At 40.5% G+C, this 25,781-nt stretch carries 25 protein-coding genes, 1 pseudogene and 1 other annotated feature; of the genes and pseudogenes, 1 reads left to right on the plus strand and 25 read right to left on the minus strand.

What is annotated here, in order from left to right; genetic code table 11:
* Window positions 1-851: 851 nt before the first annotated feature.
* The 25 genes and pseudogenes from HT736_RS00740 to HT736_RS00860 form a co-directional block, all read right to left on the minus strand.
* On the minus strand, window positions 852-1,010 hold the full coding sequence (locus HT736_RS00740) for a hypothetical protein (protein WP_050314293.1): 159 nt from the start codon (window positions 1,008-1,010) through the stop codon (window positions 852-854).
* Between the two features lie 9 nt (window positions 1,011-1,019).
* On the minus strand, window positions 1,020-2,330 hold the full coding sequence (gene obgE, locus HT736_RS00745) for a GTPase ObgE (RefSeq protein ID WP_054388343.1): 1,311 nt from the start codon (window positions 2,328-2,330) through the stop codon (window positions 1,020-1,022).
* 62 nt (window positions 2,331-2,392) lie between these two features.
* Window positions 2,393-2,527: a DUF4044 domain-containing protein gene (locus tag HT736_RS00750; protein ID WP_000863852.1), complete on the minus strand. Its 135-nt coding sequence runs from the start codon at window positions 2,525-2,527 to the stop codon at window positions 2,393-2,395.
* 58 nt (window positions 2,528-2,585) lie between these two features.
* Complete coding sequence (locus HT736_RS00755) at window positions 2,586-2,762, minus strand: PspC domain-containing protein (protein ID WP_031233512.1); 177 nt, start codon at window positions 2,760-2,762, stop codon at window positions 2,586-2,588.
* A gap of 29 nt (window positions 2,763-2,791) precedes the next feature.
* Window positions 2,792-4,117: a glycosyltransferase family 4 protein gene (locus tag HT736_RS00760; RefSeq protein WP_172930653.1), complete on the minus strand. Its 1,326-nt coding sequence runs from the start codon at window positions 4,115-4,117 to the stop codon at window positions 2,792-2,794.
* A 15-nt stretch (window positions 4,118-4,132) separates the two neighbouring features.
* Window positions 4,133-5,176: an alpha-galactosylglucosyldiacylglycerol synthase gene (gene cpoA / locus HT736_RS00765; RefSeq protein WP_166727866.1), complete on the minus strand. Its 1,044-nt coding sequence runs from the start codon at window positions 5,174-5,176 to the stop codon at window positions 4,133-4,135.
* 115 nt (window positions 5,177-5,291) lie between these two features.
* Window positions 5,292-5,621, minus strand: coding sequence for a metal-sulfur cluster assembly factor (locus HT736_RS00770; RefSeq protein WP_000331925.1), 330 nt, complete (start codon window positions 5,619-5,621; stop codon window positions 5,292-5,294).
* A gap of 13 nt (window positions 5,622-5,634) precedes the next feature.
* On the minus strand, window positions 5,635-6,744 hold the full coding sequence (rpoD, locus tag HT736_RS00775) for an RNA polymerase sigma factor RpoD (protein ID WP_000201900.1): 1,110 nt from the start codon (window positions 6,742-6,744) through the stop codon (window positions 5,635-5,637).
* Window positions 6,745-6,746: 2 nt separating this feature from the next.
* Window positions 6,747-8,507: a DNA primase gene (gene dnaG / locus HT736_RS00780; RefSeq protein WP_138700466.1), complete on the minus strand. Its 1,761-nt coding sequence runs from the start codon at window positions 8,505-8,507 to the stop codon at window positions 6,747-6,749.
* 89 nt (window positions 8,508-8,596) lie between these two features.
* Window positions 8,597-9,355 (minus strand): ABC transporter ATP-binding protein, encoded by a 759-nt coding sequence (locus tag HT736_RS00785; RefSeq protein ID WP_172930654.1) that lies wholly within the window; start codon window positions 9,353-9,355, stop codon window positions 8,597-8,599.
* Window positions 9,352-10,218, minus strand: coding sequence for an ABC transporter permease (locus tag HT736_RS00790; RefSeq protein ID WP_000637230.1), 867 nt, complete (start codon window positions 10,216-10,218; stop codon window positions 9,352-9,354). Before HT736_RS00790 ends, HT736_RS00785 begins: the two co-directional genes overlap by 4 nt.
* A 68-nt stretch (window positions 10,219-10,286) precedes the next feature.
* Window positions 10,287-11,291: a tryptophan ABC transporter substrate-binding protein gene (trpX, locus tag HT736_RS00795; protein WP_054388335.1), complete on the minus strand. Its 1,005-nt coding sequence runs from the start codon at window positions 11,289-11,291 to the stop codon at window positions 10,287-10,289.
* A 227-nt stretch (window positions 11,292-11,518) separates the two neighbouring features.
* Window positions 11,519-11,736 (minus strand) — a binding site (T-box leader).
* A 69-nt stretch (window positions 11,737-11,805) separates the two neighbouring features.
* Window positions 11,806-14,502, minus strand: a complete 2,697-nt coding sequence (gene ppc / locus HT736_RS00800) for a phosphoenolpyruvate carboxylase (protein ID WP_172930655.1) — start codon at window positions 14,500-14,502, stop codon at window positions 11,806-11,808.
* Between the two features lie 24 nt (window positions 14,503-14,526).
* On the minus strand, window positions 14,527-15,750 hold the full coding sequence (locus HT736_RS00805; RefSeq protein WP_000703355.1) for an FtsW/RodA/SpoVE family cell cycle protein: 1,224 nt from the start codon (window positions 15,748-15,750) through the stop codon (window positions 14,527-14,529).
* 143 nt (window positions 15,751-15,893) lie between these two features.
* Window positions 15,894-16,208: pseudogene (locus HT736_RS00810) on the minus strand (transposase family protein); the annotation flags it as partial.
* A gap of 266 nt (window positions 16,209-16,474) precedes the next feature.
* The gene (gene rlmD, locus HT736_RS00815; protein WP_172930656.1) at window positions 16,475-17,833 is read right to left on the minus strand and encodes a 23S rRNA (uracil(1939)-C(5))-methyltransferase RlmD; all 1,359 of its coding nucleotides are present in this window, start codon (window positions 17,831-17,833) and stop codon (window positions 16,475-16,477) included.
* 73 nt (window positions 17,834-17,906) lie between these two features.
* Window positions 17,907-18,881: a DUF1002 domain-containing protein gene (locus HT736_RS00820; protein ID WP_001227752.1), complete on the minus strand. Its 975-nt coding sequence runs from the start codon at window positions 18,879-18,881 to the stop codon at window positions 17,907-17,909.
* 73 nt (window positions 18,882-18,954) lie between these two features.
* Window positions 18,955-19,569 (minus strand): cell wall hydrolase Pmp23, encoded by a 615-nt coding sequence (gene pmp23 / locus HT736_RS00825; protein ID WP_000476369.1) that lies wholly within the window; start codon window positions 19,567-19,569, stop codon window positions 18,955-18,957.
* The gene (locus HT736_RS00830) at window positions 19,569-20,543 is read right to left on the minus strand and encodes a nucleoid-associated protein (RefSeq protein WP_000356087.1); all 975 of its coding nucleotides are present in this window, start codon (window positions 20,541-20,543) and stop codon (window positions 19,569-19,571) included. The genes pmp23 and HT736_RS00830 overlap by 1 nt, the downstream gene beginning before the upstream one ends.
* 7 nt (window positions 20,544-20,550) lie before the next feature.
* Window positions 20,551-21,807, minus strand: coding sequence for a serine hydroxymethyltransferase (gene glyA / locus HT736_RS00835; RefSeq protein WP_023932689.1), 1,257 nt, complete (start codon window positions 21,805-21,807; stop codon window positions 20,551-20,553).
* Window positions 21,808-21,869: 62 nt separating this feature from the next.
* Entirely contained in the window at window positions 21,870-22,301 is a 432-nt protein-coding gene (locus HT736_RS00840; RefSeq protein WP_023932691.1) for a GNAT family N-acetyltransferase, read from the minus strand.
* Between the two features lies 1 nt (window position 22,302).
* The gene (locus HT736_RS00845; RefSeq protein WP_054392869.1) at window positions 22,303-22,905 is read right to left on the minus strand and encodes an L-threonylcarbamoyladenylate synthase; all 603 of its coding nucleotides are present in this window, start codon (window positions 22,903-22,905) and stop codon (window positions 22,303-22,305) included.
* Entirely contained in the window at window positions 22,889-23,725 is an 837-nt protein-coding gene (gene prmC, locus HT736_RS00850; RefSeq protein ID WP_054392868.1) for a peptide chain release factor N(5)-glutamine methyltransferase, read from the minus strand. Before prmC ends, HT736_RS00845 begins: the two co-directional genes overlap by 17 nt.
* Window positions 23,725-24,804, minus strand: a complete 1,080-nt coding sequence (prfA, locus tag HT736_RS00855; RefSeq protein ID WP_001028815.1) for a peptide chain release factor 1 — start codon at window positions 24,802-24,804, stop codon at window positions 23,725-23,727. The genes prmC and prfA overlap by 1 nt, the downstream gene beginning before the upstream one ends.
* Window positions 24,801-25,391 (minus strand): thymidine kinase, encoded by a 591-nt coding sequence (locus tag HT736_RS00860; RefSeq protein ID WP_054392867.1) that lies wholly within the window; start codon window positions 25,389-25,391, stop codon window positions 24,801-24,803. Before HT736_RS00860 ends, prfA begins: the two co-directional genes overlap by 4 nt.
* Window positions 25,392-25,513: 122 nt before the next feature.
* Between HT736_RS00860 and HT736_RS00865 the strand changes: the two genes are divergently transcribed.
* Window positions 25,514-25,696 carry a 4-oxalocrotonate tautomerase gene (locus HT736_RS00865; protein WP_001117401.1) on the plus strand — a complete coding sequence of 61 codons (183 nt, stop codon included), beginning with the start codon at window positions 25,514-25,516 and terminating at the stop codon, window positions 25,694-25,696.
* Window positions 25,697-25,781: the final 85 nt, after the last annotated feature.

Below are 25,781 nucleotides of genomic sequence, written 5' to 3' on the forward strand. Positions count from 1 at the left end.
GAAGTCAGTAACATATATATACGGCAAGGCGACGCTGACGTGGTTTGAAGAGATTTTGAGTATAATCTTTCTCGAAGCGCTATTACCCCTTTTTTGTCCCCTGAAATCGAGTAGGAGCTAAGACTAGCTCCCTTATCTAAGTATCGGAATACGGCTGTTCAACTAAACTTTAGAAAGAACTTCTCCCCCTTCTCTCAGTTCACAGAAGCGTTTTATACATACCGTCCTATATTTCATGAACAAGACGTTTTCAGGCTAGCATCCTATCAGACAATCTATTTTAAAGATAACCGTGACTCAGGATCACTTCTATCTGTCGTTTTCTCTTTATAGTGATAGACCTCACGGGATAAGTCGTACATCTATCCTCGTTTATACAAGATATGAGGACGTTAAAAGGTTACAGTGAAAATAGGAAATCTTAGTACGAATTCAATTACTCTCGTGCTTTATGTACTACCTTTTTGGAATTTAGAGTTCTGAGCCCCCTTATCCACTATATACACCTTACTATCACGTTCCTGTTCGTAGAGCCACGATTTCGCTATCCCTTCCTCTGACGATTCTTATTTCCAGCGACAGACTTAAAACGGTCTATCCCCAGACCGTTTTAACCCGCTACCTCACGATAGTCAGGCTTGGGAATCGCTATTTGACTCGCCGAGAACTTTGACATCAGATATACTATAACAAAGTGAAATAAGAATCAAACAATTTAATTTTAAAATTCAAATCAATTGATAACAATATTTTAGAAGATATGCTGTGCTATTCCAGATTCAGTTTGCTATACATGCCCGTCGTACCACAAAATCCCGTGTCTGATCAGACACGGGATTTTTTTATCTTCTTTACTGAGATGAATTGTCTTTTTTAGTTCGTGCCAACCTCAAGGCACGATTTGGATTGAGACGATTAAACAGTTCTTCCAATTTCTTTTCATTCCAAACGTCTGCAGCGGAAACAAAGTTGCCATCCGCATCTCGGAAAGATATCGGTTTATCTCCCATATCAATCTCCTAGTCTACAAATTCAAACTCAAATTTACCAATGCGGACTAAATCCCCATCCTTAGCACCACGCGCACGAAGGGCTTCATCAACTCCCATACCACGAAGTTGGCGGGCAAATTTCATGACTGATTCGTCACGATCAAAGTTGGTCATATTAAAGAGTTTCATCAGTTTTTCACCAGAAAGTACCCATGTCGCATCGTCATCACGGCTAATTTCAAAGGCTTTCTCTTCCTCGTCAAATCCATAGTAAGCTTCTTCTTCCATATCGGACTCGTCGTAAAGCAAGAATTCTGGTGTCTTGTCTAACAATTCAGCTGTAGCATCCAAAAGCGTAGCCAGACCTTGCTTGGTCAAACCAGATATTGGGAAGATAGCTGGTAACTCTTCAAATTCATCGTAGTTTTCAGCCAATTTTTTCTTAAATTCTTTAAGATTTTCTTGACTCTCAGGCATGTCCATTTTGTTAGCTACAATAATCTGTGGACGCTCCATGAGACGAAGATTGTATGACTCTAACTCCTTGTTAATGGCAAGATAATCCTCATAAGGATCACGTCCTTCGCTAGCTGACATATCAATAATATGAAGGATGACACGGGTACGCTCAATGTGACGGAGGAACTGAGTTCCCAAACCAACACCTTGACTAGCCCCTTCAATCAAACCTGGCAAATCGGCTACTGCAAAGGATTCACCTGATTGGGTGCGAACCATACCTAGATTTGGCACAATGGTCGTAAAGTGGTAGGCACCAATTTTAGGTTTAGCCGATGTGATAACACTTAAAAGTGTTGATTTCCCTACAGATGGGAATCCTACTAAACCAACATCTGCCAAGATTTTTAGTTCCAATTGTAACTCACGTTCCTGACCTGGTTCCCCATTTTCAGAGATTTCAGGTGCAGGATTTTTTGGTGTTGCAAAGCGGATATTTCCACGACCACCACGACCTCCGTGGGCAACGATAAATTCTTGTCCATGTTCAATCAAATCTGTCAAGACCTTGCCAGTCTCTGCATCACGAACAGTCGTACCTTGTGGTACTCGAACTATAAGGTCCTCAGCACCACGTCCATGCATTCCTTTGGTCATTCCTTTTTCACCAGAATCAGCCTTGAAATGACGATTGTAGCGGAAATCCATGAGGGTACGTAGTCCTTCGTCTACAACGAAAACCACATTACCTCCACGTCCACCATCACCACCCCAAGGACCGCCATTAGGGACATATTTTTCACGGCGAAAGGCAACCATGCCATCACCACCATTACCAGCCTTGACCTTAATCTTGGCTGTATCTAAAAACATACTCATTTTTTCTTCTCACTTTAAAAAAGGGCTGGGAAATCCCAGTCACAAAATTTTCTTGAATCTTTTTATAGATTACTGAGGGCACCAATTGCAGTTGCAAAAATACCCAAAATACTTGCTACTAACATGATAAGCACGATAAGCAAGGTTAATTTCTCAAACATCGTTTTTTTACGTTTTCCATTATCTCCAAATGCCATTTTTATCTCCTTCGTTACATTCTATTTTCTATTATCTTAGCATGAATTCAGCTAGTTTTCAATAGTCAGTTGCTACTGGTGCAATAATCCATAAAATGATATAAGCTACAATTCCAGCTCCGTAACAGCAAGCAAGGACACCCCAAATGATTCGAACAATAGTTGGATCCATATCTAGATAATGGGCCACCCCGGCACAAACACCAGCAATCTTTTTGTCACGACCACTTCTCATTAATCGTTTATTCATAGCTTGTCCTCTTTCTATTCTTCACGGTCTTTCCAATAATCTCTCATGCTAATCAGCTGTGTTTTTGATGCCTTTAGCATTCGTCTTGATCCTTTTACCGGTACAGCAACCACCTGTTGCGGAAGATACAAAACTGTCTTAAAGATTCGCTGACTGACCGTATCATCTTTAGCTAAATCTTTCTGGAAATTATTTGAAATAATGGCATCCAAATAAAATTCATGCACTCGTTTTCCAAAGTTCTCAGCTGAAATCTCGTATAATTTCGTTGATAAGGTATGCTCATTCATGTCTGGTGTTGCAATCAGGGCCTCCAGAATAGCTCCAGCCAAATCATGTTCTCCATAGTACAAGGTTCCAAACATTTTATCACTGATCAGATTGTCCAGATAAGGATTTCCATGAGCAATGACAGGCGTCCCACTAGCTAAGCTTTCCAAGTAGGTCAAACCTTGCGTTTCGCTTGTCGATGCCGAAATGAAGAAATCCGCCGCTTTATAGTAAAGAGCCGTCTCACTAGGAGCAATCATCCCTGTAAAGATGACTGAGTCTTGAATCTCTAGGTTCTGGGCTTGCTCTTTGAGGTCATTCAGATAAGGGCCATCCCCAGTTACTACCAGTTTAACCTTGTCTTCCTCTTTCAGAACATCAGCAAAGGCTGCTAAAACTGCTTGAATATTTTTTTCATAGGAAATTCTCGAAAGACTCAGCAACATCTTTTCATCATCTTGAATCCCTAGTTTACTACGCAGTTCTTTCAAATTTTCTTGCTTGATTTCTGGACGTTCAAACTTGGCTAATTCAATCCCAGTTGGAATGACCCGTTTTTCAACCTTGACCTTATAGTCAGATAGTAAATCACGAACAATCTCACTCGGGCAAATAACCCCATCCACGTCATGAAGGAAACCTCTGACCAGATACTTGACCATACTCGGACGAATCAGCATTCCCTTAGCAATATAATGCACATAGTCTTCGTACTGGGTATGATAGGTATGGATAACTGGAATCTTCAATTCACGCGCAATCCAAATCCCCAACAAGCCAAGAGAAAATTCTGTCTGGGTATGGATAATATCTAACTGGTACTGTTTGGCAATTTCCAGTGCCTTGCTAAAACCTCGATAGGCAAAGCGGCGGTCCTTAAAAGCAAAGAAGGGAACACTTGGGATGCGGATAATTTGCCAATCTTCGTAGCGATTGACATCCTTATCTGTCGTCGTAAAGATAAAAACAGCATGTCCCTGCTTTTCAAGTTCTGTTTTCAAGGTTCGAATACTGGTCGCAACACCAGAAACCTGAGGAAAATAGGTATCTGTAAATAAACCAATTCGCATAGATTACCTCACTTTTTACTTTCTCCCTAAAGCGGCTTGTTTCTCATAAAAGTTCAACCAGATTTGTAACAGATGCTCTTCAGAATACTCTCTGGAAATATTCTTAGCCTTTTCTTTGAGATCTTTTAAGGCAGCAGGATTTGCTTGATATTCCAAAATAGCCTCTTTCATCTCTTCTCTACCCGCTGTCGCCCGATAATTTCCCTCCAAAATCACCTTATAGAGATCTAAATCACGCAACATAATAGGAGCCTCACAACTCGCAGCTTCTAAAATAGTCATAGGAAAGAGCTCATTGTAACTAGGCAACAAGAAAAGATCCGCTAGAGCATACAATTCGCGCATCCGCTCTGGCGATACAATGCCTGGAAACATCAAATTTTCAGGTGGATTTTCCATGATTTTCTTGTAGCGTTCATAACCATCTGTCATGCCACCAAAAGAGAAACCGCCAGCCCAGATAAAGGTAATCTGTGGCAATTCCTCAGCCAGACGGATAAAATCATCAATCCCTTTGCGTTTCTGAACTTGACCAGCACCTACTACGATAAACTGATTGTCACTAAGACCTAGCTCTGTTCGCAGTCTGACTACCTCTTCTTGTGGAAGTGGATGCCATTTTTCCTTGTTTACAAAGTTAGGAATATAAGTCACTTTTTCACGTGGAATACCAGCTGCCACCAAATCCTCGATAAACATCGGATTGACCACCACCAAGTGCTCCATCCGGTTGTAAAAAGAAAATACATAGCGTTTCACAATTCCCTTTAAGAAAAATGGAATTTTCAAACTTCCCTCAAGTGTATCAGGCAAGAAATGCACATAGCCAATCTTTCTCCCTGAGCGTTTCTTTTGGAATGTTGATAAATAATAGGGGAAATCAATTGTATGAAAGTGAGTCACATCTGCCTCTATTGGAAGATTTTCTGTAACAATCAATTGGTCCTTTGCATCTCGGTGAAGAAGACGAACTAATTCACGGTAAGCACCTGAAACTCCTTGTCCTGCTACTTTCTCACTTGAACTCAACATATTGATGCGTAATTTCTTTTTTTCCATAACTACTATTATATCATTTTCTTTGAATAAAATCAGCAAAAGAAAGGAGAGACTAGAGGAAAAGAGGGGGAAATTTCCTCACTTTTCCAACGGTCTCTCACATGCTTTTATATGTTTACTTAATGCCTAGGGCAATGCGTGCATAGCGACTCATTTTTTCAACTGTCCAGGCCGGATACCAGACTAATTTGACCTCAGTATCCGTTACTTCTGGCACCTCTGTCATAGCATCATAAATCTGATCCGTCAAAAGGTCTGCTAGAGGACATCCCATAGTTGTCAACGTCATATCAATCTCTGTTTGCCCTGTGTCGCCGTCAAAACGAATCTCATAAATCAAACCAAGATTGACAATATCGATTCCCAACTCAGGGTCGATAACTTCTTCCAAGGCTGATAAAATTCGTGTTTTGATATTTTCAATTTGCTCTTCTGTATAAGCCATATTTTCCTCACTCTTAGTCTTCAATAAAATCACGAAGCGGTTTGCTACGACTTGGTTGGCGTAGTTTTCTCAAAGCCTTGGCTTCAATCTGACGGATACGCTCACGAGTGACATTAAAGACTTTACCCACATCTTCAAGGGTGCGCATTTTTCCATCATCTAGTCCAAAACGTAGACGCAGAACATTTTCTTCACGGTCTGTAAGAGTATCCAAGACCTCATCCAACTGCTCACGCAAGACGATACGAGTTGTATAGTCCACTGGATTTTCAATCACTTCATCTTCGATAAAATCCCCAAGGTGGCTATCATCCTCTTCACCGATCGGTGTTTCAAGGGATACCGGTTCTTGAGCAATCTTCAAGATTTCACGAACCTTATCAGGTGTCATATCCATACGTTCAGCGATTTGTTCTGGCGTTGGATCCTGTCCCAATTCTTGAAGGAGATTACGCTGTTCACGAACAAGCTTGTTAATCGTTTCAACCATGTGAACTGGGATACGAATAGTACGAGCTTGATCCGCAATAGCACGAGTGATTGCTTGACGAATCCACCAAGTTGCGTAAGTTGAGAACTTGAATCCTTTAGAATAGTCAAACTTGTCAACCGCCTTCATCAAGCCCATATTTCCTTCTTGAATCAAGTCAAGGAACTGCATACCACGACCGACATAGCGTTTGGCAATGGAAACAACCAAACGAAGATTGGCTTCCGCAAGACGTTGTTTGGCTTCGATATCACCAGCTTCAACAGCCAGTGCCAACTCTTTCTCCTCTTCATTGGTCAAGAGAGGAACGACCCCTATTTCTTTCAAGTACATACGGACAGGGTCATTGACCTTAGCAGAAGTTGACCCAATCAAGTCCTCATCGCTGAGTTCTGGTTCTTCTTCATTGCTAAGAACACGCGCACTTGGATTTCCTTCGTTATCTGTGATAGAAATCCCTGCATCCTGAATCCGTTGCAAGAGATCTTCAATCCCATCAGCGTCCAAGGTAAAAGGAATAACCAGACTTGCATTGATTTCATCATCTGTTGCTGTCCCTTTTTGCTTATGATTACGGATAAATTCTGCTACCTGTACGTCAAATGTTGTTACTTCTTTTTGTTTTGTTGCCATTATTACTCCATTCTTCTCTTTTGGGAAATTAAACGTTCCAATTCTTCTAGGGCTGTATCTGTATCTCCTACATGGCTAGCTTCCTGCACCTTCTTTTTGATTCTCATATTGTCCTGATTCAAGAGAGCCTTGTTTCGAGTCATCTCTACTTCACTAAGTTCCTGCGGCGATATCTCAGCAGGCAAATCCTGAGCTAAAACTTGGTACCAAGCTCTTTCAACTTCCTCTGTCTGCTCTGCTAAAACTTCTGGAGGAAGATTGCCATACTGGCCAAGCAAGTCATATAAGACCTGAAATTCAGGTGTGTTAAATGAAAAGTCTTCTCGCAAACGGTAATCGTTTAAAACAAGAGGGGAGTCCATCATTCGATAAAGTAGATGAGCTTCTGCCCTCATAATAGCCGATAACTGCTTGGTGACAGGCATAGTGATTTGCGTCGGTCTGGAAACCCCTTCCATGCGATTCTGCCTTTGTGCCTGACGGCTTTCATTAACAATCTGCTCAATCTGGGCATAATCAAAGGATGCCAGACTGTCAGCTAAAATATGAATATAGCTGTTTTGAGCAGTGATAGACTTTTCTTGAACAATCAAGGGAGCTATTTTTTCAATAAACTCAATCTGGGCCTGCAGATTTTCACTGTTTTCAGGCTTGTACTGGTGAATGTAAAACTCAATCGGACTAATACGAGTTTTTGTTAATAGATAGGCCAAGTCTTCTGGTCCATTTTTTTGTAGATACTCATCTGGATCCAAGTTATCAGGCATGCTGACGATTTGCACAGGTATATCACCAATTTCGTCCAGCGCTTTCAATGTCGCAGCTTGCCCAGCCTTATCACCATCGTATACCAGAACTAACTTCTTGGTTAACCTTTTCAGATGCTCAACATGCTCACGACTCAAGGCTGTTCCCATAGATGCGACAGCATTTTCTATTCCAGCCCGATAGGCTGCAATGACATCCATGAATCCTTCCATCAGATAAATCTCACTGGCTTTTCCAGAAGATTTTTTTGCCCTATCCATATGATATAATTCGTAACTTTTGTTAAAAATTGCAGTCGATCGGCTATTTTTATACTTAGAAGTTTGTGAATCCGTTTTCTGCCAGATACGACCTGAGAAGGCAATAACCTTTCCTTGGTCATTTGTCAGGGGAAACATAATCCGATTGTGAAAGGTATCTACAAATTGATTAGCATCCGAGAGATAAAACAGTCCCGAATCTAGGAAATCCTCATCACGATACTGACCAGACAAACGTTGATAGAGATAATTTCGTTCTGGAGGTGCTAAACCAATCCGAAAATGCTTGAGCACTTCATCTGTCAAACCACGCTGATAAAGGTAGTTTCTGGCCTCTTCTCCCATAGTCGTTGTCATGAGAATAGCATGATAAAATTTGGCTGCATCTTCGTGCATATCATAAAGAGCTTGGTGAGGTGAGGCTGGCTTCTGCTCACTATAAAGCGGTTTTTCCACCTCTATCCCAACACGCTGACCTAAGATTTGGACAGCCTCCATAAAGGGAACCCCTTGGTACTCCTCGATGAATTTAAAGACATCACCTGAGCGACCACAACCAAAACAGTGGTAAAACTGCTTGTCCTCTACAACGTTGAAAGAAGGTGTTTTTTCACCATGAAAAGGACAGAGCCCTAGATAGTTCCGTCCTGCCTTTTGTAAAGAAATCACATCTCCTATGACTTCCACAATGTTGGCATTGTTTTTGATTTCTTCAATGACTTGTTTGTCAACCATACACAATACCTCCATGTTATCATAGCTTACTTTATATAGTATACTTTATTTCAGAAAAAAAGTAAACCATTTCACTCATTTTCCTTACTTTATTCAAAGAGCTGATAATAATCAGAGATTTTCATTTTTGCTTTATCTTCTTGGTTCAAATCTTGTATAATCCGTCCTTCTTTCATGACAATTAATCGATTGCCATACTTAAGAGCATCTTCCATATGATGAGTAATCATAAGCGCTGTCAGCTGGTCATTCTTAACAAATTCATCTGTCAATTCCATAAGGGAAACACTGGTCTTTGGATCAAGAGCTGCAGTATGCTCGTCTAACAAGAGTAATTCAGGACGCTTCAAGGTTGCCATCAAGAGACTCAAGGCTTGTCTTTGACCACCTGATAAAAACTCAATCGGTGTATTCAAATGCTTCTCAAGACCATTTCCTACTTTTTCAATTGTAGCCTGAAACTCATCCTTATAGCTAGCCAGACGTCTTGGTAACAATCCACGCTTTTCACCACGAAACTTGGCAATCAAGAGATTCTCTGCCACTGTCATACGAGGAGCTGTTCCCATCTTTGGATCTTGGAAGACTCGAGACAGATACTTAGCGCGCTTCTCTGGTGAAAACTTGGTAACATCCTCACCTAAAATACGGATGGTTCCACTGATTAAGGACAAGGTTCCTGCAATGGTGTTAAAAAGGGTTGATTTCCCAGCACCATTTCCGCCCAAAATCGTGATAAAGTCCCGTTCAAAAATTTCTAAGGAAACATCATTTAAAATAATCTTTTCTTCATCAAAGCCATTTTTAACGATTTTGGTTGCATTTTTTAATTCTACAATTGCTGTCATTTGCTTAACTTGGCTCCTTTCAAGATGGTTTGCTTAAATGTTGGAATCATGAGGCAGACTGCTAAAATCACGGCGCTGTACAAACGAAGGTAACTTGTATTAAAGCCAAGCGCAATAACCGCCCACACTAAGAATTGATAAGCGATAGAACCTACAACGATGGTAACCAGACGTTCTGCCAAACTCAAACTCTTGAAAATAACTTCTCCAATAATCAAACTTGCAAGCCCCACAACGATAACCCCGATTCCTCGAGATACATCAGCATACCCTTCTTGCTGGGCAATGAGAGCGCCTGCAAGGGCAATCACACCATTTGATAAGACCAAGCCCATGAGCTCCATGCGTCCAGTATGAATCCCGAAACTTCTAGCCATATCAGGATTGTCACCTGTAGCAATATAGGCTTGTCCGAGTTTGGTGTCCAAGAAAAAGAGCATGAGAGCAATGACAAGACTGACAAAGATAAGACCTGTCAAAAGTTGATTCAAATCCGAATCAAAAGGCAAAACATCCTGAATTTGCTTGGTTCCAAGCAAGCCTAAATTTGCACGTCCCATAATCAAGAGCATGATAGAGTGACAGGAAGTCATCACCAAAATCCCTGAGAGCAAGGTTGGAATCTTCCCTTTTGTATAAAGAAGTCCTGCCACCATTCCAGCCAAACAACCTGCTCCTACAGCAAGCAGTGTCGCTAAAAAAGGGTTCACGCCTTTGGTTATCAGAGTGACAGCAACAGCTCCCCCAAGAGGGAAGGAACCTTCTGTTGTCATATCTGGAAAGTTTAAAATCCTAAATGTCATAAAGATTCCCAGACCTAGAATAGCCCAAACAAATCCTTGAGAAATAATGGAAACAATCATATTTTATTTAATCCTTTCTATATTCATCTTTTTAAAAAATGGGAAGAGTCTCCTCCTCCCTACCTTATTTATTCGATGACTTGTCCTGCTTCTTTGAGAACAGACTCAGGAATAGTAATACCTAGTTCTTGTGCTATTTTTTTATTAATCACTGACTTACCAGTTGAAAAGACATTGACTGGGGTATCAGCTGGTTTTGCACCTTTCAGAACTTGCGCAATCATTTTTCCAGTTGCCACACCAAGGTCATGTTGGTCAACTACAACGGATGCCAAACCACCTACTTCTACCATAGCTGCCGCACTTGGATAAATTGGTTTCTTAGAACTTTGATTGCTAGAGACAACCGTTGGAAATCCTGATGCAATGGTGTTATCAATTGGAACCCAAATAGCATCTACCTTGCTAGTCATAACAGTGACAGTTGAGGCAATTTCATTTGTTGAAGGAACTGCAAATGTTTCCACTGTCAGACCTGCTTTTTCAGCATAAGCCTTAAATTCTTCGACCTGTGTTTTTGAATTGTCTTCGCTACTTGAGTAAAGAGCTCCGATTGTTTTCACATTCGGTGTCAGGGTCTTGATGAGTTCAACTTGTTGTTGAGCTGGATTGTGGTCAGATACCCCTGTAACGTTGCCACCTGGTCTTTTCAAATCTTTAACCAAGTTAGCACCAATTGGGTCTGTAATAGCAGCCATGATAACCGGTAGGTCTTTTGTGGCACTAGCCAAACCTTGAGCAGCTGGTGTTGCGATACCAACCACAAGGTCATTGCCATTTGCAACCAATTGTTTACTCATTGTCGCAACCTTACTTTGGTCACCTTCTGAGTTCATAAAATCGATTTTAACTTGATCATCTTTATATCCTTCTTCTGCAAGTCCGTCTTGAATCCCTTTATAAATCAAATCAAGGGATGGATGGCTCACAAATTGAAGCACACCAATCTTGGCTATTTTCTTCTCATCCTTATTATTCTGAGCTTCTGATTTATTCATTGAAGAGTAAATCAAGCTTCCTGCTACTAAGACTGCTAATGCAGCGATAATTCCAATTAAACGTTTATTTTTCATTCTATTTCTCCTTTTTAATTCCTTTAAAATACTTCACTTATCTAATACTCTTCGAAAATCTCTTCAAACCACGTCAGCTTCACCTTGCCGTAGCTATGGTTACTGACTTCGTCNNTGCGGCTAGCTTCCTAGTTTGTACTTTGATTTTCATTGAGTATAAACAAGCGACGCCATCGTTTTCTTTCCATACTAACCTCCATCAAAAAAATCCTCACACAAAAAACTTGTGTGAGGACGTCGATGCGCGGTACCACCTCAATTATAGGGAATTTCCCTATCGCTCTGTCTCGCAATAACGAGATGCACTGTAAGGTGTGCTCACCGAATTTTTATGATTTCAAATTCTAAATAACATTCAGCCCAATTTTCATCATCGCCACTTATCTGTTTTCAGCTACCACAGACTCTCTTGAAAGTTTGTACGATTACTTTTCTGAATGGTTAAATTATATCATTTTTAAACTACTTGTCAATAGTCTATTAGAATTTTTTTCATCTTCACTTTTGAAAATGATTAGCCTGAATTACGCAATCCTGTTGCAATTCCGTTGATGGTGATATGAATCAATCGTTCTTGATCACTGGACAATTCTCCACGACGTTGGCGTTTAATCAACTCTAACTGAATATAGTTGAGAATATTAAAGTAAGGCATACGGTAATCCAGACTAGCTTTTAGATATGGATTGTCAGCTAAGAGTTCGTCATGTCCTTCAATAGCCAAGATAACGTTCTTAGTAACTTGCCATTCATTTAAAATAGTCTCATAGATGGCCTTAACTTGCTCGTCTTCACAAAGTTTAGCATATTCAAAAGCAATATTCATATTTGATTTTGACAAGACCATATCAACATTTGAAAGAAGCGATTGGAAGAAAGGCCAATTTTGGTACATATCTCGTAAGATAGCAATATTCTCTGGATTTTTATCGATAAATTCCTTGAAACTTGAACCAACTCCGTACCATCCAGGGAACATAACACGACTCTGTGACCATGAGAATACCCAAGGGATGGCACGCAAACCACCGATTTCAGTAATCGTCTTACGAGCGGCTGGACGAGAACCGATATTAAAACTTGAAATAGCCTTGATTGGACTTGACTCGAAGAAATAGTCATAGAAATGCTCATTACCAAAGACCAAATCACGGTAGATATCGTAACTACGGTCCACTACTTGATCCATAATGGCTTCATAACGATTTGAGGTATTGGTATCGCTCTTCTTCTGCGTAATCATACGGTTAATAGCTGCCGATACTAGCATTTCAAGGTTATAGTAGGCAGCATCTTTGTTACCGTATTTATTGCCAATTACTTCTCCTTGCTCCGTCAAGCGGATACGATCCTTGATAGACTTGAGCGGTTGAGAGGTGATAGCCTCATAGGTTGGCCCACCACCACGACCGACAGTCCCACCACGACCATGGAAGAAGGTAACCTTAACGCCAAATTCATCTCCAATAGCAGTCAATTGTTGTTGAGCCTTGTAAAGGGTCCAACATGATGATAAGTAACCGCCATCTTTATTACTATCAGAGTAACCAAGCATGATTTCTTGGTAGTTATTGCGTGAAGCAATCCATTTTTTGGCAAGGCTAAGAGAAAGATATTTTCTCATTGTTTCCTCTGAATGATCCAAGTCTTCAATTGTTTCAAAAAGGGGAACAATCTGAACACGCGCCCTTTCCGTATCCACCAATCCTACTTCTTTTAATAGAATAGCTAATTCTAGCATATCAGAAAGGCTGGTAGCATGTGAAATGATGGTCTGACGGATGACATCATCGCCCAACTTATCTTTCAAAACACGAGCCGTCTTAAAAATAGCTAGTTCTTTTGCTAATAATTCTGATTTTTCTGCGTGAGTCGCAGAAAGAATTCGGGGATCTTCTTCTAATTCTTTCAAGAGAAGGTCACACTTTTCTTCTTCACTCAACTCACTATAGCGAGAATGAATTCCTGCTGATTTCAAGAGTTCTGCCACACAGGCTTCATAGACGCTAGAGTCTTGTCGCATATCAATTGATGCTAGGTAAAAACCAAATATCTCTACTGCCTGCAATAATTCCACAAAATCACCTAAAATCAAGGACTCGCCCTTATTTTCTAGTAGAGAATCTCGAATGGCAATCAAATCCTTGTAGAAATCATTGGCGGTTTCATAGCGAGTCCCAACTTCCTTATCCTCAATCAGATAGGTTTTTGTTGCTTGGATTTTTGATTGAATATCAAACAAGGCACGACGGTAAAGCTCTTTTTCGCGGTAAATCGAGTTATCCTTGGATTGACGAGCCATTTCTCTGACTTGCTTGCTGACGTTGACAATGCTAGTTGAAAGAGAAAATTCACGATAAAGTTGGTAAATCTTTTCATCATAATAGTTCATGATGACTTCACACTGAGTAAGTGCAGACTGTTTCAAGGTCTCTGCTGTAACAAAGGGATTACCATCACGGTCTCCACCAATCCACATTCCCATGGTGATCGGTTTAGCCTGTTTTAAATTCAATCCATGCGCTTGCGCTAAGCGCTTATACTCCGTCGTCAAATGAGGTACAGCTTTCAAAAAGGAGCTGTTGTAATATTCCATAGCATTCGTGATTTCGTTAGTCACTTTTAATTTTTTCTCACGAATCATGTCTGTCTGCATGATAATTTCGATATAACGACGCAAATCATTGTGCCATTTTTCTTTATTGATCAACCCCAACTTAACATCACGGTATTTACGCAAAAGACTATGAATATGATTTGTTAAATCCAACATACTTTTGCGTTGCACTTGTGTTGGATGGGCTGTCAAAACAGGGACAACATTCAAGTGTTCAAGAATTTCAGCGGCATTTTCTTTTTCAGCAACCATTTTGATCGTTGTTGATAATTTACCTAAATAGTCCTGATCAATATTATTTTGATGATTGATTTCATAAGCTAAATCCACATCCTCTGAAATATTAATCAAAAGAGGTAAGATTGAAAAATAGCGTGAAATATAGACCATTTCATCATTTGATAAGCTAGTCACTAGACGGTTTAGACCTTGATAATCTTCCTGCGTTGATAATTCTTTCAACTGCATGATTTTTTCAAAGGTCTCTGGGGCAAGCATATTTTTAGTAATATCTTCCAGCAATTCTGTTAGAATCAATACTTCTTCTTGCACAACACTTTTATTACTATAATTTTCTAATTTTTGAAGAGACATAGACTATCCTTTCTTTATTCTACTTCACAGAAGGTTCATTGGTTGATTTTCCAATTCTCGGTACAACTTAGCGCGTTTTTCACTGGCATCAATATTTAAGACAAAGGCCACTGCCACTGATAAGACTAGAAGACTATTCCCCCCCTGGGATAAGAAGGGGAAGGTTACTCCTGTAGATGGAATCAAGCCCGAAATCCCTCCGATATTGACAAATACCTGAACCAACATCATCCCTCCGACACCGAGTGCAACCATGGCATTGAAAGGATTCTCCGCTCGGATACCGACCAAGATAATCCGCAAAATCATGAAAAACAAGAGAGCTAAAATAAGACTGGCACCAACAAAGCCAAATTCTTCAATCACGATAGAAAAGACAAAGTCTGTATGAGCTTCTGGTAAATAACCTCGTTTTTCAATCGAATTCCCAAGACCTAGACCAAACCAACCGCCATTGACCATGGCAAAATAAGAATTAGCTAACTGGTGACCCGCATCCGCACGATCGGCAAAAGGATTAAAAAAGGCACTAAAGCGCTTGGCTACATAGCCAAATACTGGAATTTTTGAAAAGGTCTCAACACCGATTAGGCTGATAGTGGTCAAGAAAAAGACAGAAGCGGCAGATACGAGGGCCAGAATGGTTGAAAACCAGCGATAAGCGATTCCACTAACTGTATACATAATCAAGGAAACCAAGACTAAAATAGTCGCATTTCCTAAATCAGGGAAAATTCCCAAACTTCCAATCAGAACTAGGAGAACGAATCGCCAATCATTAAAAGCACGGGGAAGCCATTGATTTTGAGTCAAAACTTGAAAATCATAAATAGCTATTTCTTCTTGCTGTTTGGAGAATCGGTGAGCCAAATACCAAATAATAATGATTTTTAAGTACTCAGCTGGCTGAATAGTTACTCCTGCAACCGAAATCCAACCGTATGCCCCGTTTACGGAAATACCAATAAAACGAGCTAAGAACAATAAAAGCATTTCTATCAATATAACTAAAATGATTAGTCGCTCATTTCTCAAAAAATCTAGTCTCAATTTATAAATTAAGGCAATCAGTATCAAACTAACAATCCAAAAGATTCCTTGGTTTCGAACCAATTGCAAGGCGCTCTTGCCTTCTTCAATTAAAATAGCGCTGGTGGTCGAATAGACCACAATCAAGCCCAAAATAGATAAAAGCAAGTAAGGAATCAAGATGGAATAATTTAATAAGTGCCTCTTACTAATCTTCATAGTATCACCACTCTACTAGGATACAGACAAATCTGTTCCAAATTCCGTTTTATTTTCTAGTTTTGATTGCTATTATACCATTTTTTCAGAAAGAAAAAAACTCTTACCTTACAATCCTTCGAATTTTACTGTTTTTACAGAATTAAGGCAGAATTTGAAATCGTAAAACCATTTTGAATAAGAGTTGCTTCAATCCATTGACTCCGACTAATTATGTTGCTTTCGTGAATGCCAAAATCAGCCGCAATTTGTTCATAAGTGCACTATTCTCGCATGTATTGAATAGTTACCATGAGGAGATCGTCTAGGCTTAATTTGGGTTTTCGTCCACCTTTTGCGCGTTTACGTTGATAAGCTGTTTTTAACACAGCTAACATCTCTTCAAAAGTCGTGCGCTGAACACCTACAAGGCTCTTGAAACGGCTATCGCTTAATTGCTGACTTGCTTCAGAATTCATAGTTTTATTGTATTATATTTTGTTTCGCAGAAAGTCTATTATTCCTTTCGTTCAAAGGTTTCTACGCTTTTAGCAACAAAGCTACACACTGAGCGTTTCGGACTTACCTTATCGTTTCGTCGGTTTTCCTCTTCATTCTACGAGTCCTATCCCATAGATGGAGCATCTACTTCTACTTCGCTGATACCTCAGCTTGTACAAGCAGTGATACTGCCTCAACATGGTAAGTCTGCGGAACTCAAAAGGTTTGGGGAACCTTTTAAGGATTAACTACGTTTCTCCAACAAGCTTACACATTCGACATGGTGCGTCTGCGGAAAAAGATCAACCGGCTGGACTTTCTTCAATTCATATCCCAATTCTTGGTAGAGTTTGATATCACGCGCCATGGTTGCGACATTACATGAGATATAGGCGATGCGGTTAGCTCCTGTTTGGGTACTAGCTTTGATAAAACTCTCGGTGAGTCCTTTTCTTGGTGGATCAACTAGGATAAGGCTTGGTTGAATTCCATCTTTAAGCCAATTCTTCATGGCGTTTTCAGCTGTGTCACAGACATAGTTAGCATTTGAAATATTGTTCAGTTGAGCATTCTTCTTACTATTCTCAACCGCTTCTGGAATTACTTCAACACCATAGACTTCCTTGACGTGTTTCGCAACAGAAATACCAATCGTCCCGATACCAGAATAGGCATCAATGACCACATCATCTTCTTTTAATTCAGCAAAGTCAATAGCTGTTTGATAAAGTTTTTCAGCCATTTCAGTATTGACTTGATAAAAGGCAGGGCCAGCGATTTGGTAGTCATTTCCCAACATCTGGTCAGTGATAAAATCTTGTCCATAAAGCGTACGCCATTCCTTACCAAAAATAGCATTAGTGTTCTGGTCATTGATATTTTGCATAACAGACACAATCTCTGGAAACTGCTTGATGACTTGTTCAATCAATTGGTCAACACGAAAAACTTTGGGACGAGTTGTCACCAAAATGACCATGATTTGCCCTGAATAGTGCCCACGACGCACCACAAGATTTCGAATCAAGCCAGATTGTTCCTTTTCATCATAAGGTTTCAAATCATAACGACGTAGCAAGTCACGTAGACCTACTACTACCTCATCAATCACAGAATCTTGTATAAAGAAATCTTCCAAAGGCATGAGGTCGTGGGAATTCTTACGGAAAAATCCTGTTTCCAAAACACCATTCACTCGACGAACAGGCACCTGTGCTTTGTTACGGTACTTGACTGGATTTTCCATACCTAAAGTTTCAGCAACCTCTATATCATCAATTCCAGCAATCTTATATAGACTGTCTTTGACTTGCTTGGTTTTAAACTTGAGCTGTTCTGGATAGGCAAGATGACCTAAATCCGCGATTCCTGAACGCAGGTAAGCCAAATCTAAATCTTGATTACGGTGTGGTGATTGGACAAGGTATTCTTCAACTTTCCCAAAACCAATCTTTTTATTAACCTTGAGGACACGCATAAGGATTTTTTCACTCGGTAAAGCATTCTCAACAAAAAATACCAAACCATCCACCTTGGCAACTCCTGCCCCTTCATGGGTCAAGTCAACAATCTCAACTTCTACAATATCATTTTTCTTTAACATTATTTTCTCTTTCTATTGGCCGACAAAAAAGACGGCAACGTTAGGGTTACCATCTATTATACCATGAAATTTCTTAAGAACCAAAACTCTTGAAGAAGTTGACAATGGCTTGCCAGAGGGAACTTAAGAAGTTCCCACCGTCCTCTAGCGCCTTATCAGCATCAAAGTTAAGGTTGATATTTTTAAAACTGTCGCCAGCTTGTGAAACAATACTTTGTTTAAGGTCATTTAGAGTTTTAGTGAAGTCTGTATTGCTAAGAATATCACTTTTTGAGAGATTCAAAGCAAAATTGATGATGATATTGATTTGGTTTCCTGTTATAACCTGATCAAGTTTGTAATTTTTCAAGGTATCTTCAACAATTTTACGGACATCTTCCTCTGTCAGATTTCCCTTACTTTCTTTAGCTTTGGCGAGTCCTGACTTAATATCTGCTAAGGCAACGTTTAATTTATTAGCATCATAGCCTGTTTTGTCCTTGTTTTCAGCATTGATATCGGACAAAGCCTTTAGCTCTTCTTGAGCCAAATCTTTGTTGGCTTGTGGCACCTTGGCTCCATTAGCTTCTAGAGAATAATAAATCCCTGCTAAAGCACTCTCACCTGTAACTGGAATAGGGGCTGCTACAGTGATTTTAGCATGTTCCACACCCAAGGTTACTGCTGCATTTCGGTACATATCCTGAGTCACCTTAGTGATGTTCTCTGGTGTTTCAATCTTGACCTCAAGTGGCGACTTGTCACCTAGTTTTTGAATCTTGGCTGATGAATACAATTGTAAGCTAGAGTCATTGGCCACATTCATAATCTTAGAATAGACATCAGGTGTCATGGTCTTGAGTTCTTTGGTGTCTGTTGAGGCATTGTAGCCTAGTTTTTTAAGGGTTTGATTTTTTTGATCTTCAGACAATGATGAACCTAGGACATATTCAGGTTGAACATAGGTTTCATCGATAACTTTTTGAACATCTGTTGCTGCATGGGCGCTATTCATAGCTGTTACTGCCCACAAGACCGCAGCACTGGTCAGAAAGAGTTTCTTTCTCATAGGGAATTCCCTCCTTTACCTTTTTAGAGTAATATATCTATCTTAAAGAAAACTTATAACAAAAACACCTGGGCTAGCCAGATGTCGAAAAGAGAGTGAAACATTTGATGATGTAAAGGTTAAGATGAACCTGCCTAGAATAGTAATAGTTTCCTCCATTTACATAAAGTTCAGCACCGTGAAAAATGGAAATAGGGTGAATATAACTATAAGTCTTTCCAGTGGTATTACCAAGCAAGGGAGCAACAGTCTCACGAGAGTACTGTTTGGCCAGAGCCAAGGTATTTTCCTTGCCATTTTGGGCGATAAAATCGATATAGGCTGGTCCAAAATTATAGGCTTGAACAGCCGTCCAGACATCAACACCCTGCTTCTGGGCCAGATAGAGATTGTCTGTCAGAGTTTGAACGCCTTGCCGAATGCTAGAGGCGTTATCATTTATGGTGTTGGTGGAACCACTGGCAGACTCACTAGACTGCATGACGTCGCCTTCTTTTCCTTTTGTTTCGGTATAAATCATAGCGAGCACAAGCTCTTCGTTTGCTGGGGTGTCTTTTTCACTCAAGATTTCTCGCACCATGGGTTGATAGGTCATAACTTGCTTAACATCTTGGTGAATGCGGTAAGCTTTATATCCAGCAAAAAGGAAGACTGCTAGTACAAGCACTCTTCGAATTCGTTTAAACATTATTTACTTTGGATATCCTCGATATTTTTGATTAAGATAGAGTAGGTTCCATTGTCGTTTTGGATAAACTCAACAGACTCGGCGTCTTGATAGACGTTATTGGGAACGATGAGCTCAATTCCATTTGACAAGGAAAGTTTTTGATTTTCAAATTTCTTTAATTGGCGACTGGCATCAATTTCATCAAATTGAACAGGTTCTGGTACGGCTTCTTTGACTTGGTCAATAAAGCTCAAACGAGCCGTCAGATTGTTGTCAAAAAGGTCATTGGCCAGTTTCTCTGGTGACAATTCATTGCTTTCTTCTAGGTTGTTGAAAATCGCTGATTTGACCTTGGATTGAAATTGAAAATCATCTGTGTTAAAAGTCTCAGCAATGCGCTGTGCTGTTTTTTCCAATTCCTTGATAGATTTCTTAGGAGAAATCTTAGGAGCGACAGCAAGAAGATTATCTGAAAAATAGTTCAAGAAAGCCCCGTTATACTTGATTCGTTTTTCAATCAGATGGTACTTGCGACTCTGAAGATTAACCACCAAGGCCTCATCAGCCCCTGTTCCAAATCCAGGCAGGTTATTCTGAGTCAGCTTGATTGGATTATCAACTTCTCCTCCGAGGTGAGTCAAGGTCTCACGCAGGGCAATTCTCAAGAAAGCGAAATGTTCCACACCTTCTTTAGACAATTGCACAAAAATCAAGTCATTGGTCTTGAGATTTTCAGAAATGCTAAACTCCTCTTTCCAGAGATTAGCCAGTGTTACTGATGTCTCCAATAAATCGTCTGTGATGTGATTGAAGAAGGGATTTTCTTCCTCGAAAATCCCAGTCTTGGCTTCATCTGAATACACACGTTCAATTTTTTTACGCAGGTATTCTTCGATTTTTGGAGTAATATTGAGAAGCTTATCCGCTAGGAACAGCTCGGTATCAGCCGGACTGAACTGGTGAATAATGGCTTTCTTAATATAAATGTCCATAAAAGTTTTAGTCCTCGTATAATGGGAAGGCGTCTGTCAACACTTTGACTTCACTTCTCACTTCTTCTAAGACAGCTTCATTTTCTGCATTCTTAAGGGTTTTAATGATGAGTTCAGCCACTTTGCGACTCTCTTCTTCACCAAATCCACGCGCAGTAATGGCTGCAGATCCGATACGAATCCCACTTGTCTTGAATGGTGACAAGGTTTCGTAAGGGATTGAGTTTTTATTTAGGGTAATATTGACTTCATCCAGCAAGTTTTGGGCAACTTTTCCGTTTTCTACAACTTTAGTCACATCCACTAGGAAGAGGTGATTTTCAGTCCCACCAGAAATGATACGGAAATCAGTGTCTTGCAAGAAAACATCTGCCATAGCCTTGCTGTTCTTGATAACATTAGCAGCATATTCCTTGAAGGCTGGATCTAATACTTCTTTGAAAGAAACAGCTTTAGCTGCTACAACATGCTCCAAAGGGCCGCCCTGAATACCAGGGAAAATAGCTGAATTGATTTTCTTAGCAAGTTCTTCGTCATTAGTCAAAATCAAACCACCACGTGGTCCACGAAGGGTTTTGTGGGTCGTTGTTGTAGTGATATGAGCGTATGGTACTGGGCTTGGATGAAGGCCAGCCGCAACCAAACCAGCGATATGAGCCATATCTACCATGAGCTTAGCACCAACGGCATCTGCAATTTCACGGAATTTTGAAAAGTCGATAATTTGAGAATAGGCTGAAGCACCTGCTACGATCAATTTTGGTTTTACTTCTTGGGCTTGCTTCAATATAGCATCAAAGTCCAATAATTCCGTTTCAGGATCTACACTATAAGAAACAAAGTTGTAGGTTTGACCTGAGAAGCTAACTGGAGCTCCGTGGGTCAAGTGTCCACCTGCTGCTAAATCCATCCCCATAACGGTATCACCTGGCCCAATCAAGGCCATGTAAGCCGCACAGTTGGCTTGGCTTCCTGAGTGAGGTTGGACATTAGCAAATTTTGCACCGAAAATTTCTTTTGCGCGTTCAATAGCAAGAGTCTCTACCACGTCTACCACATCCGTTCCACCATAATAACGGCGGCCTGGGTAACCCTCGGCATATTTGTTTGTCAAGATAGACCCTTGAGCTGCCATAACAGCCTTGGAAACTACGTTTTCCGAAGCAATCAACTCGATATTATTCTGTTGGCGTTCTTCTTCTTTGGCAATAGCATTCCAGAGATCAGCATCGTATGCTTTAAAATCATCTTTGTCAAAAATCATAGGTCTTCTCCTTTTATTGTGTGACTAGTCCATTAGTTTAATTTTCTTATTAGAAAATCAAACTAAAAGATGCAAATAAACCGTTTCTGCATTTTATCACAAGTATAACCAACTTTTTCATAAAATGCATGAGCACCCAGACGATGATCGGCAGAGTTTAAGCGGATAAACCCATAACCACGTCTTTTTGCTTCTTCTTCCAACCCTTGTAATAAGCTTTTACCAATACCTTGACCTTGCGCTTGAGGTGAAACTGCTAAAGCTAAAATATTAAATCCTGCTTTAGAATAAAGTGATTCATAGACCTCAGCGTGGACATATCCAAGCAAGGCATGACTAGCTTCATTCTCATAGCCAAGTAGGAAATGATGGGAATCCTGAGATAGTCTAGCAAATTGACTAGCCGTGTCCTCTGGACTAAAAGAATAACCCAAAGCCTCTTGGTTGATCTCACATATAGCGTTCACATCAGTTTCTCTTAAATCTCTTAGCATCTCATTCCTCCTCAAAAGAAATCTCTGGCAACTGAGCAAGAATATCTTCTCGCTTAATGGCCCCTTGGCGTAAGATTTTCACCTTGTCTCCAGACAAGTCCAAAATAGTCGAATCCTGTCCAGTTAGAAAAGCATCGTCTTCTAGACCCAAAACCTCTTGGTCAAAATCCTTCAGAATTTGTTCAAAGGTTACACCACTTGACTGACCTGAAATATTGGCAGACGGCCCAATCAAGGGTCCCGTCTCTCTAATCAAATCAAGCGTGATGGGATGACTAGGCATCCGAAATCCCACCGTTGCGAGACCCGAATTGACCCAATAAGGAACTCGGTCATTAGCTTCGAGAATAATGGTCAAGGGACCTGGTAAAAAGGTCTCTACAAGTTTTTGAAGATAAGTTGGCTGATTCTTTGAAAAGTGCAAGATATCCTCTAAAGAGGCAATATTGAGATTGAGTGCCTTGTCTCTAGGACGACGTTTGAGCTGGTAAACATGGTCAACTGCTTTTTCGTCTAGCGCCTTGGCAAAAAGACCATAAACCGTCTCTGTAGGCAGAACGACTGCTCCGCCCTTTTCCAACTCTTGTCTAATCCTGTCCATCATCAACCACGACCATCCTATCTTGACCAAATTGGTCCTTGAGTGTTCGTACTCGCTTTTCAGGAAGATGTTTCCTAAAAAGTTCAGGAACACTTTGACCTTGCTTGTATCCAATTTCAAGGTAAATCTTACCACCATCTTTGAGATAGTCTTTTGCATCTTCCGCAATTCTACGGTAAATAGCTAGGCCATCCTCATCTGCAAATAGAGCTAGATGAGGCTCCGAATGCAAAACATTCAAGCCGACCTCTGACTCATCTTCACGAGAGATATAGGGTGGATTGGAAACAATTATATCATATTTTTCAGAAATTTCTGTAAAACAGTCAGATTTTTTTAAAAATATTTGAAGATTTTGATTTTTAGCATTTTCGCTGGATACATCTAAAGCATCTTGGGAAATATCTGCTGCTGTCACTGACCAATCTGGTCTGTTTTTTGCTAAGGCGAGAGCAATAGCTCCACTACCTGTTCCAATATCCAGAACTGAAAAATTCGTCTCAGGATTTTCAGCTAGGATAAGCTCAACCAATTCCTCTGTCTCTGGACGAGGGATCAATACTCGTTCATCCACTTTTAGCTGCATTCCATAAAAATCTGCCTGTCCAATGATATACTGTGCCGGTTTATGAGCTGCTAACTGTTGAAAAATTCCTTTTACAAATACTTCTTCCTCTTCCGTCACTTCCTGCTGGAGGGCAAAAACAAAGTCTGTAAACGTGAGGTCTTTCAGACTACGATAGACAAAAGAGAGGCTTTCTGCTTCCTCTCCTTTTCTTATCAACTCTTCTTCAAAATCTGAAAATAATTGAGCTAATTTCATTATTTGTTTAATTCTTCTAATTTTTGTGTTTGGTCATAGAGCACCAAGGCATCCACAACTTCGTCCAATTTACCAGATAAAATAGTATCTAGTTTTTGGAGGGTCAATCCAATACGGTGGTCTGTGACACGGTTTTGTGGGAAGTTATAAGTACGGATACGCTCTGAACGATCACCAGTACCAATTGTTGACTTACGCTCAGCGTCTTGTTCATCCTGAGCAATCTGAGCAAAGTGGTCAGCCACACGTGCACGGATGATTTTCATGGCTTTTTCACGGTTTTTCTGCTGGGTACGTTCTTCCTGCATCTCAACCTTGATATTGGTTGGCAAGTGAACGATACGAACGGCAGTCGCAACCTTGTTGACGTTCTGTCCACCAGCACCTGATGCATGATAGATGTCGACACGAAGGTCTTTTGGATCAATATCGTATTCAACTTCTTCCACTTCAGGCATGACAAGAACTGTCGCTGTCGAAGTATGTACGCGACCTTGGCTTTCTGTCACAGGGACACGTTGCACACGGTGAGCACCAGATTCGTACTTGAGTTTAGAGTAAACAGATTGACCTGAAACCATGGCAACGACTTCTTTGAAACCACCGACACCATTCATAGAAGCTTCCATGACTTCAAAGCGCCAGCCTTGGGCTTCCGCATACTTTTGGTACATGGTTAAAAGATCTCCAGCGAAAAGTGCTGCTTCGTCTCCACCAGCTGCTCCACGGATTTCAAGGATGATATTCTTGTCATCATTTGGATCCTTTGGAAGCAGCAAAATTTTCAATTTCTCTTCGTACTCTTCTTTTTCAGCCTTGGCATCTTTGAGCTCTTGCTTGGCCATTTCTTCCAAGTCCGCATCTCCACCTGATTCCTTAATCATTTCTTCAGCGTCAACGATGTTTTGAAGGACTTGTTTGTACTCACGGTAGGCTGTTACGGTGTCACGAGTGGAAGCTTCTTCTTTCGAAAGTTCCATGAAACGCTTGGTGTCCGAAACCACATCTGGGTCACTGAGCAACTCTCCTAGTTCTTCATAACGGTCTTCTACAGCTTGTAGTTGATCATAGATGTTCATTTTTCTTCATTCTCCTTATTGATTTCAGGGGCAAAATAATGTTTACGGCAAACCGAGATATAGGTTTCATTACCACCAATCTGGATCTGTTCTCCATCGTAAACGGGCAGTCCATCCTGTGTACGCAAAACCATAGTTGCCTTTTTCTTACAATACTGACAGATGGTCTTGATTTCGTCAATCTTGTCTGCTAAGAGCAGGAGATACTTGGAACCTTCGAACAGTTCATTGCGAAAGTCATTTTTCAAACCAAAAGCCATGACAGGTATGTCTAACTCATCAACAACACGAGCTAGATCGTAAACATGATGACACTTAAGAAACTGGGCCTCATCAACCAACACACAGTAAGGTTTTTCTGATAGGTCTCGGATATAGCCGAAGATATCAGTTGTTTCCTCAATCGCAATGGCAGGGCGTTTCATGCCAATACGACTCGACACATAGCCAACACCGTCACGAGTATCAAGAGCTGAGGTCATAATCACAACACCTTTTCCTTGCTCCTCATAGTTATAGGCCACCTTGAGAATCTCAATCGTCTTACCAGAGTTCATGGTCCCATAACGATAATACAACTGTGCCATGTTTCTTGCTTCACGTCCATTTCTAAATTTTTGCTACATTCTAGTATATCATAATTTTCTGAAGCTTTAAACGGCAAAATGTGGTAAAATAGAAGAAATCAAAACTAGTGGAGGAAGCCATTATGCCATTTGTACGCATCGATTTATTTGAAGGACGCACGCTCGAGCAAAAGAAGGCTCTTGCTAAGGAAGTAACAGAAGCTGTTGTTCGCAACACTGGAGCCCCTCAATCTGCTGTCCATGTCATCATCAACGACATGCCAGAAGGAACTTACTTCCCACAAGGAGAAATGCGCACCAAATAAGCTAGCTTAAGCAGAATTGCTTAGGCTTTTTCAATCTCCAAGTGGCATCCATTGAAGAAATAGTTCAAATTTGTTACAATTTGAA

This window comes from Streptococcus sp. 339, assembly GCF_013277285.1.
Lineage (GTDB): Bacteria > Bacillota > Bacilli > Lactobacillales > Streptococcaceae > Streptococcus > Streptococcus pseudopneumoniae.

Coding starts and splice junctions, on each gene's coding strand:
- HT736_RS00740 (WP_050314293.1), bottom strand. CDS start 1,010: ATGGGAGATAAACCGATATCTTTCCGAGATGCGGATGGCAACTTTGTT.
- obgE (WP_054388343.1), bottom strand. CDS start 2,330: ATGAGTATGTTTTTAGATACAGCCAAGATTAAGGTCAAGGCTGGTAAT.
- HT736_RS00750 (WP_000863852.1), bottom strand. CDS start 2,527: ATGGCATTTGGAGATAATGGAAAACGTAAAAAAACGATGTTTGAGAAA.
- HT736_RS00755 (WP_031233512.1), bottom strand. CDS start 2,762: ATGAGAAGTGGTCGTGACAAAAAGATTGCTGGTGTTTGTGCCGGGGTG.
- HT736_RS00760 (WP_172930653.1), bottom strand. CDS start 4,117: ATGCGAATTGGTTTATTTACAGATACCTATTTTCCTCAGGTTTCTGGT.
- cpoA (WP_166727866.1), bottom strand. CDS start 5,176: ATGGAAAAAAAGAAATTACGCATCAATATGTTGAGTTCAAGTGAGAAA.
- HT736_RS00770 (WP_000331925.1), bottom strand. CDS start 5,621: ATGGCTTATACAGAAGAGCAAATTGAAAATATCAAAACACGAATTTTA.
- rpoD (WP_000201900.1), bottom strand. CDS start 6,744: ATGGCAACAAAACAAAAAGAAGTAACAACATTTGACGTACAGGTAGCA.
- dnaG (WP_138700466.1), bottom strand. CDS start 8,507: ATGGTTGACAAACAAGTCATTGAAGAAATCAAAAACAATGCCAACATT.
- HT736_RS00785 (WP_172930654.1), bottom strand. CDS start 9,355: ATGACAGCAATTGTAGAATTAAAAAATGCAACCAAAATCGTTAAAAAT.
- HT736_RS00790 (WP_000637230.1), bottom strand. CDS start 10,218: ATGATTGTTTCCATTATTTCTCAAGGATTTGTTTGGGCTATTCTAGGT.
- trpX (WP_054388335.1), bottom strand. CDS start 11,291: ATGAAAAATAAACGTTTAATTGGAATTATCGCTGCATTAGCAGTCTTA.
- ppc (WP_172930655.1), bottom strand. CDS start 14,502: ATGTCTCTTCAAAAATTAGAAAATTATAGTAATAAAAGTGTTGTGCAA.
- HT736_RS00805 (WP_000703355.1), bottom strand. CDS start 15,750: ATGAAGATTAGTAAGAGGCACTTATTAAATTATTCCATCTTGATTCCT.
- rlmD (WP_172930656.1), bottom strand. CDS start 17,833: ATGTTAAAGAAAAATGATATTGTAGAAGTTGAGATTGTTGACTTGACC.
- HT736_RS00820 (WP_001227752.1), bottom strand. CDS start 18,881: ATGAGAAAGAAACTCTTTCTGACCAGTGCTGCGGTCTTGTGGGCAGTA.
- pmp23 (WP_000476369.1), bottom strand. CDS start 19,569: ATGTTTAAACGAATTCGAAGAGTGCTTGTACTAGCAGTCTTCCTTTTT.
- HT736_RS00830 (WP_000356087.1), bottom strand. CDS start 20,543: ATGGACATTTATATTAAGAAAGCCATTATTCACCAGTTCAGTCCGGCT.
- glyA (WP_023932689.1), bottom strand. CDS start 21,807: ATGATTTTTGACAAAGATGATTTTAAAGCATACGATGCTGATCTCTGG.
- HT736_RS00840 (WP_023932691.1), bottom strand. CDS start 22,301: ATGCTAAGAGATTTAAGAGAAACTGATGTGAACGCTATATGTGAGATC.
- HT736_RS00845 (WP_054392869.1), bottom strand. CDS start 22,905: ATGATGGACAGGATTAGACAAGAGTTGGAAAAGGGCGGAGCAGTCGTT.
- prmC (WP_054392868.1), bottom strand. CDS start 23,725: ATGAAATTAGCTCAATTATTTTCAGATTTTGAAGAAGAGTTGATAAGA.
- prfA (WP_001028815.1), bottom strand. CDS start 24,804: ATGAACATCTATGATCAACTACAAGCTGTAGAAGACCGTTATGAAGAA.
- HT736_RS00860 (WP_054392867.1), bottom strand. CDS start 25,391: ATGGCACAGTTGTATTATCGTTATGGGACCATGAACTCTGGTAAGACG.
- HT736_RS00865 (WP_001117401.1), top strand. CDS start 25,514: ATGCCATTTGTACGCATCGATTTATTTGAAGGACGCACGCTCGAGCAA.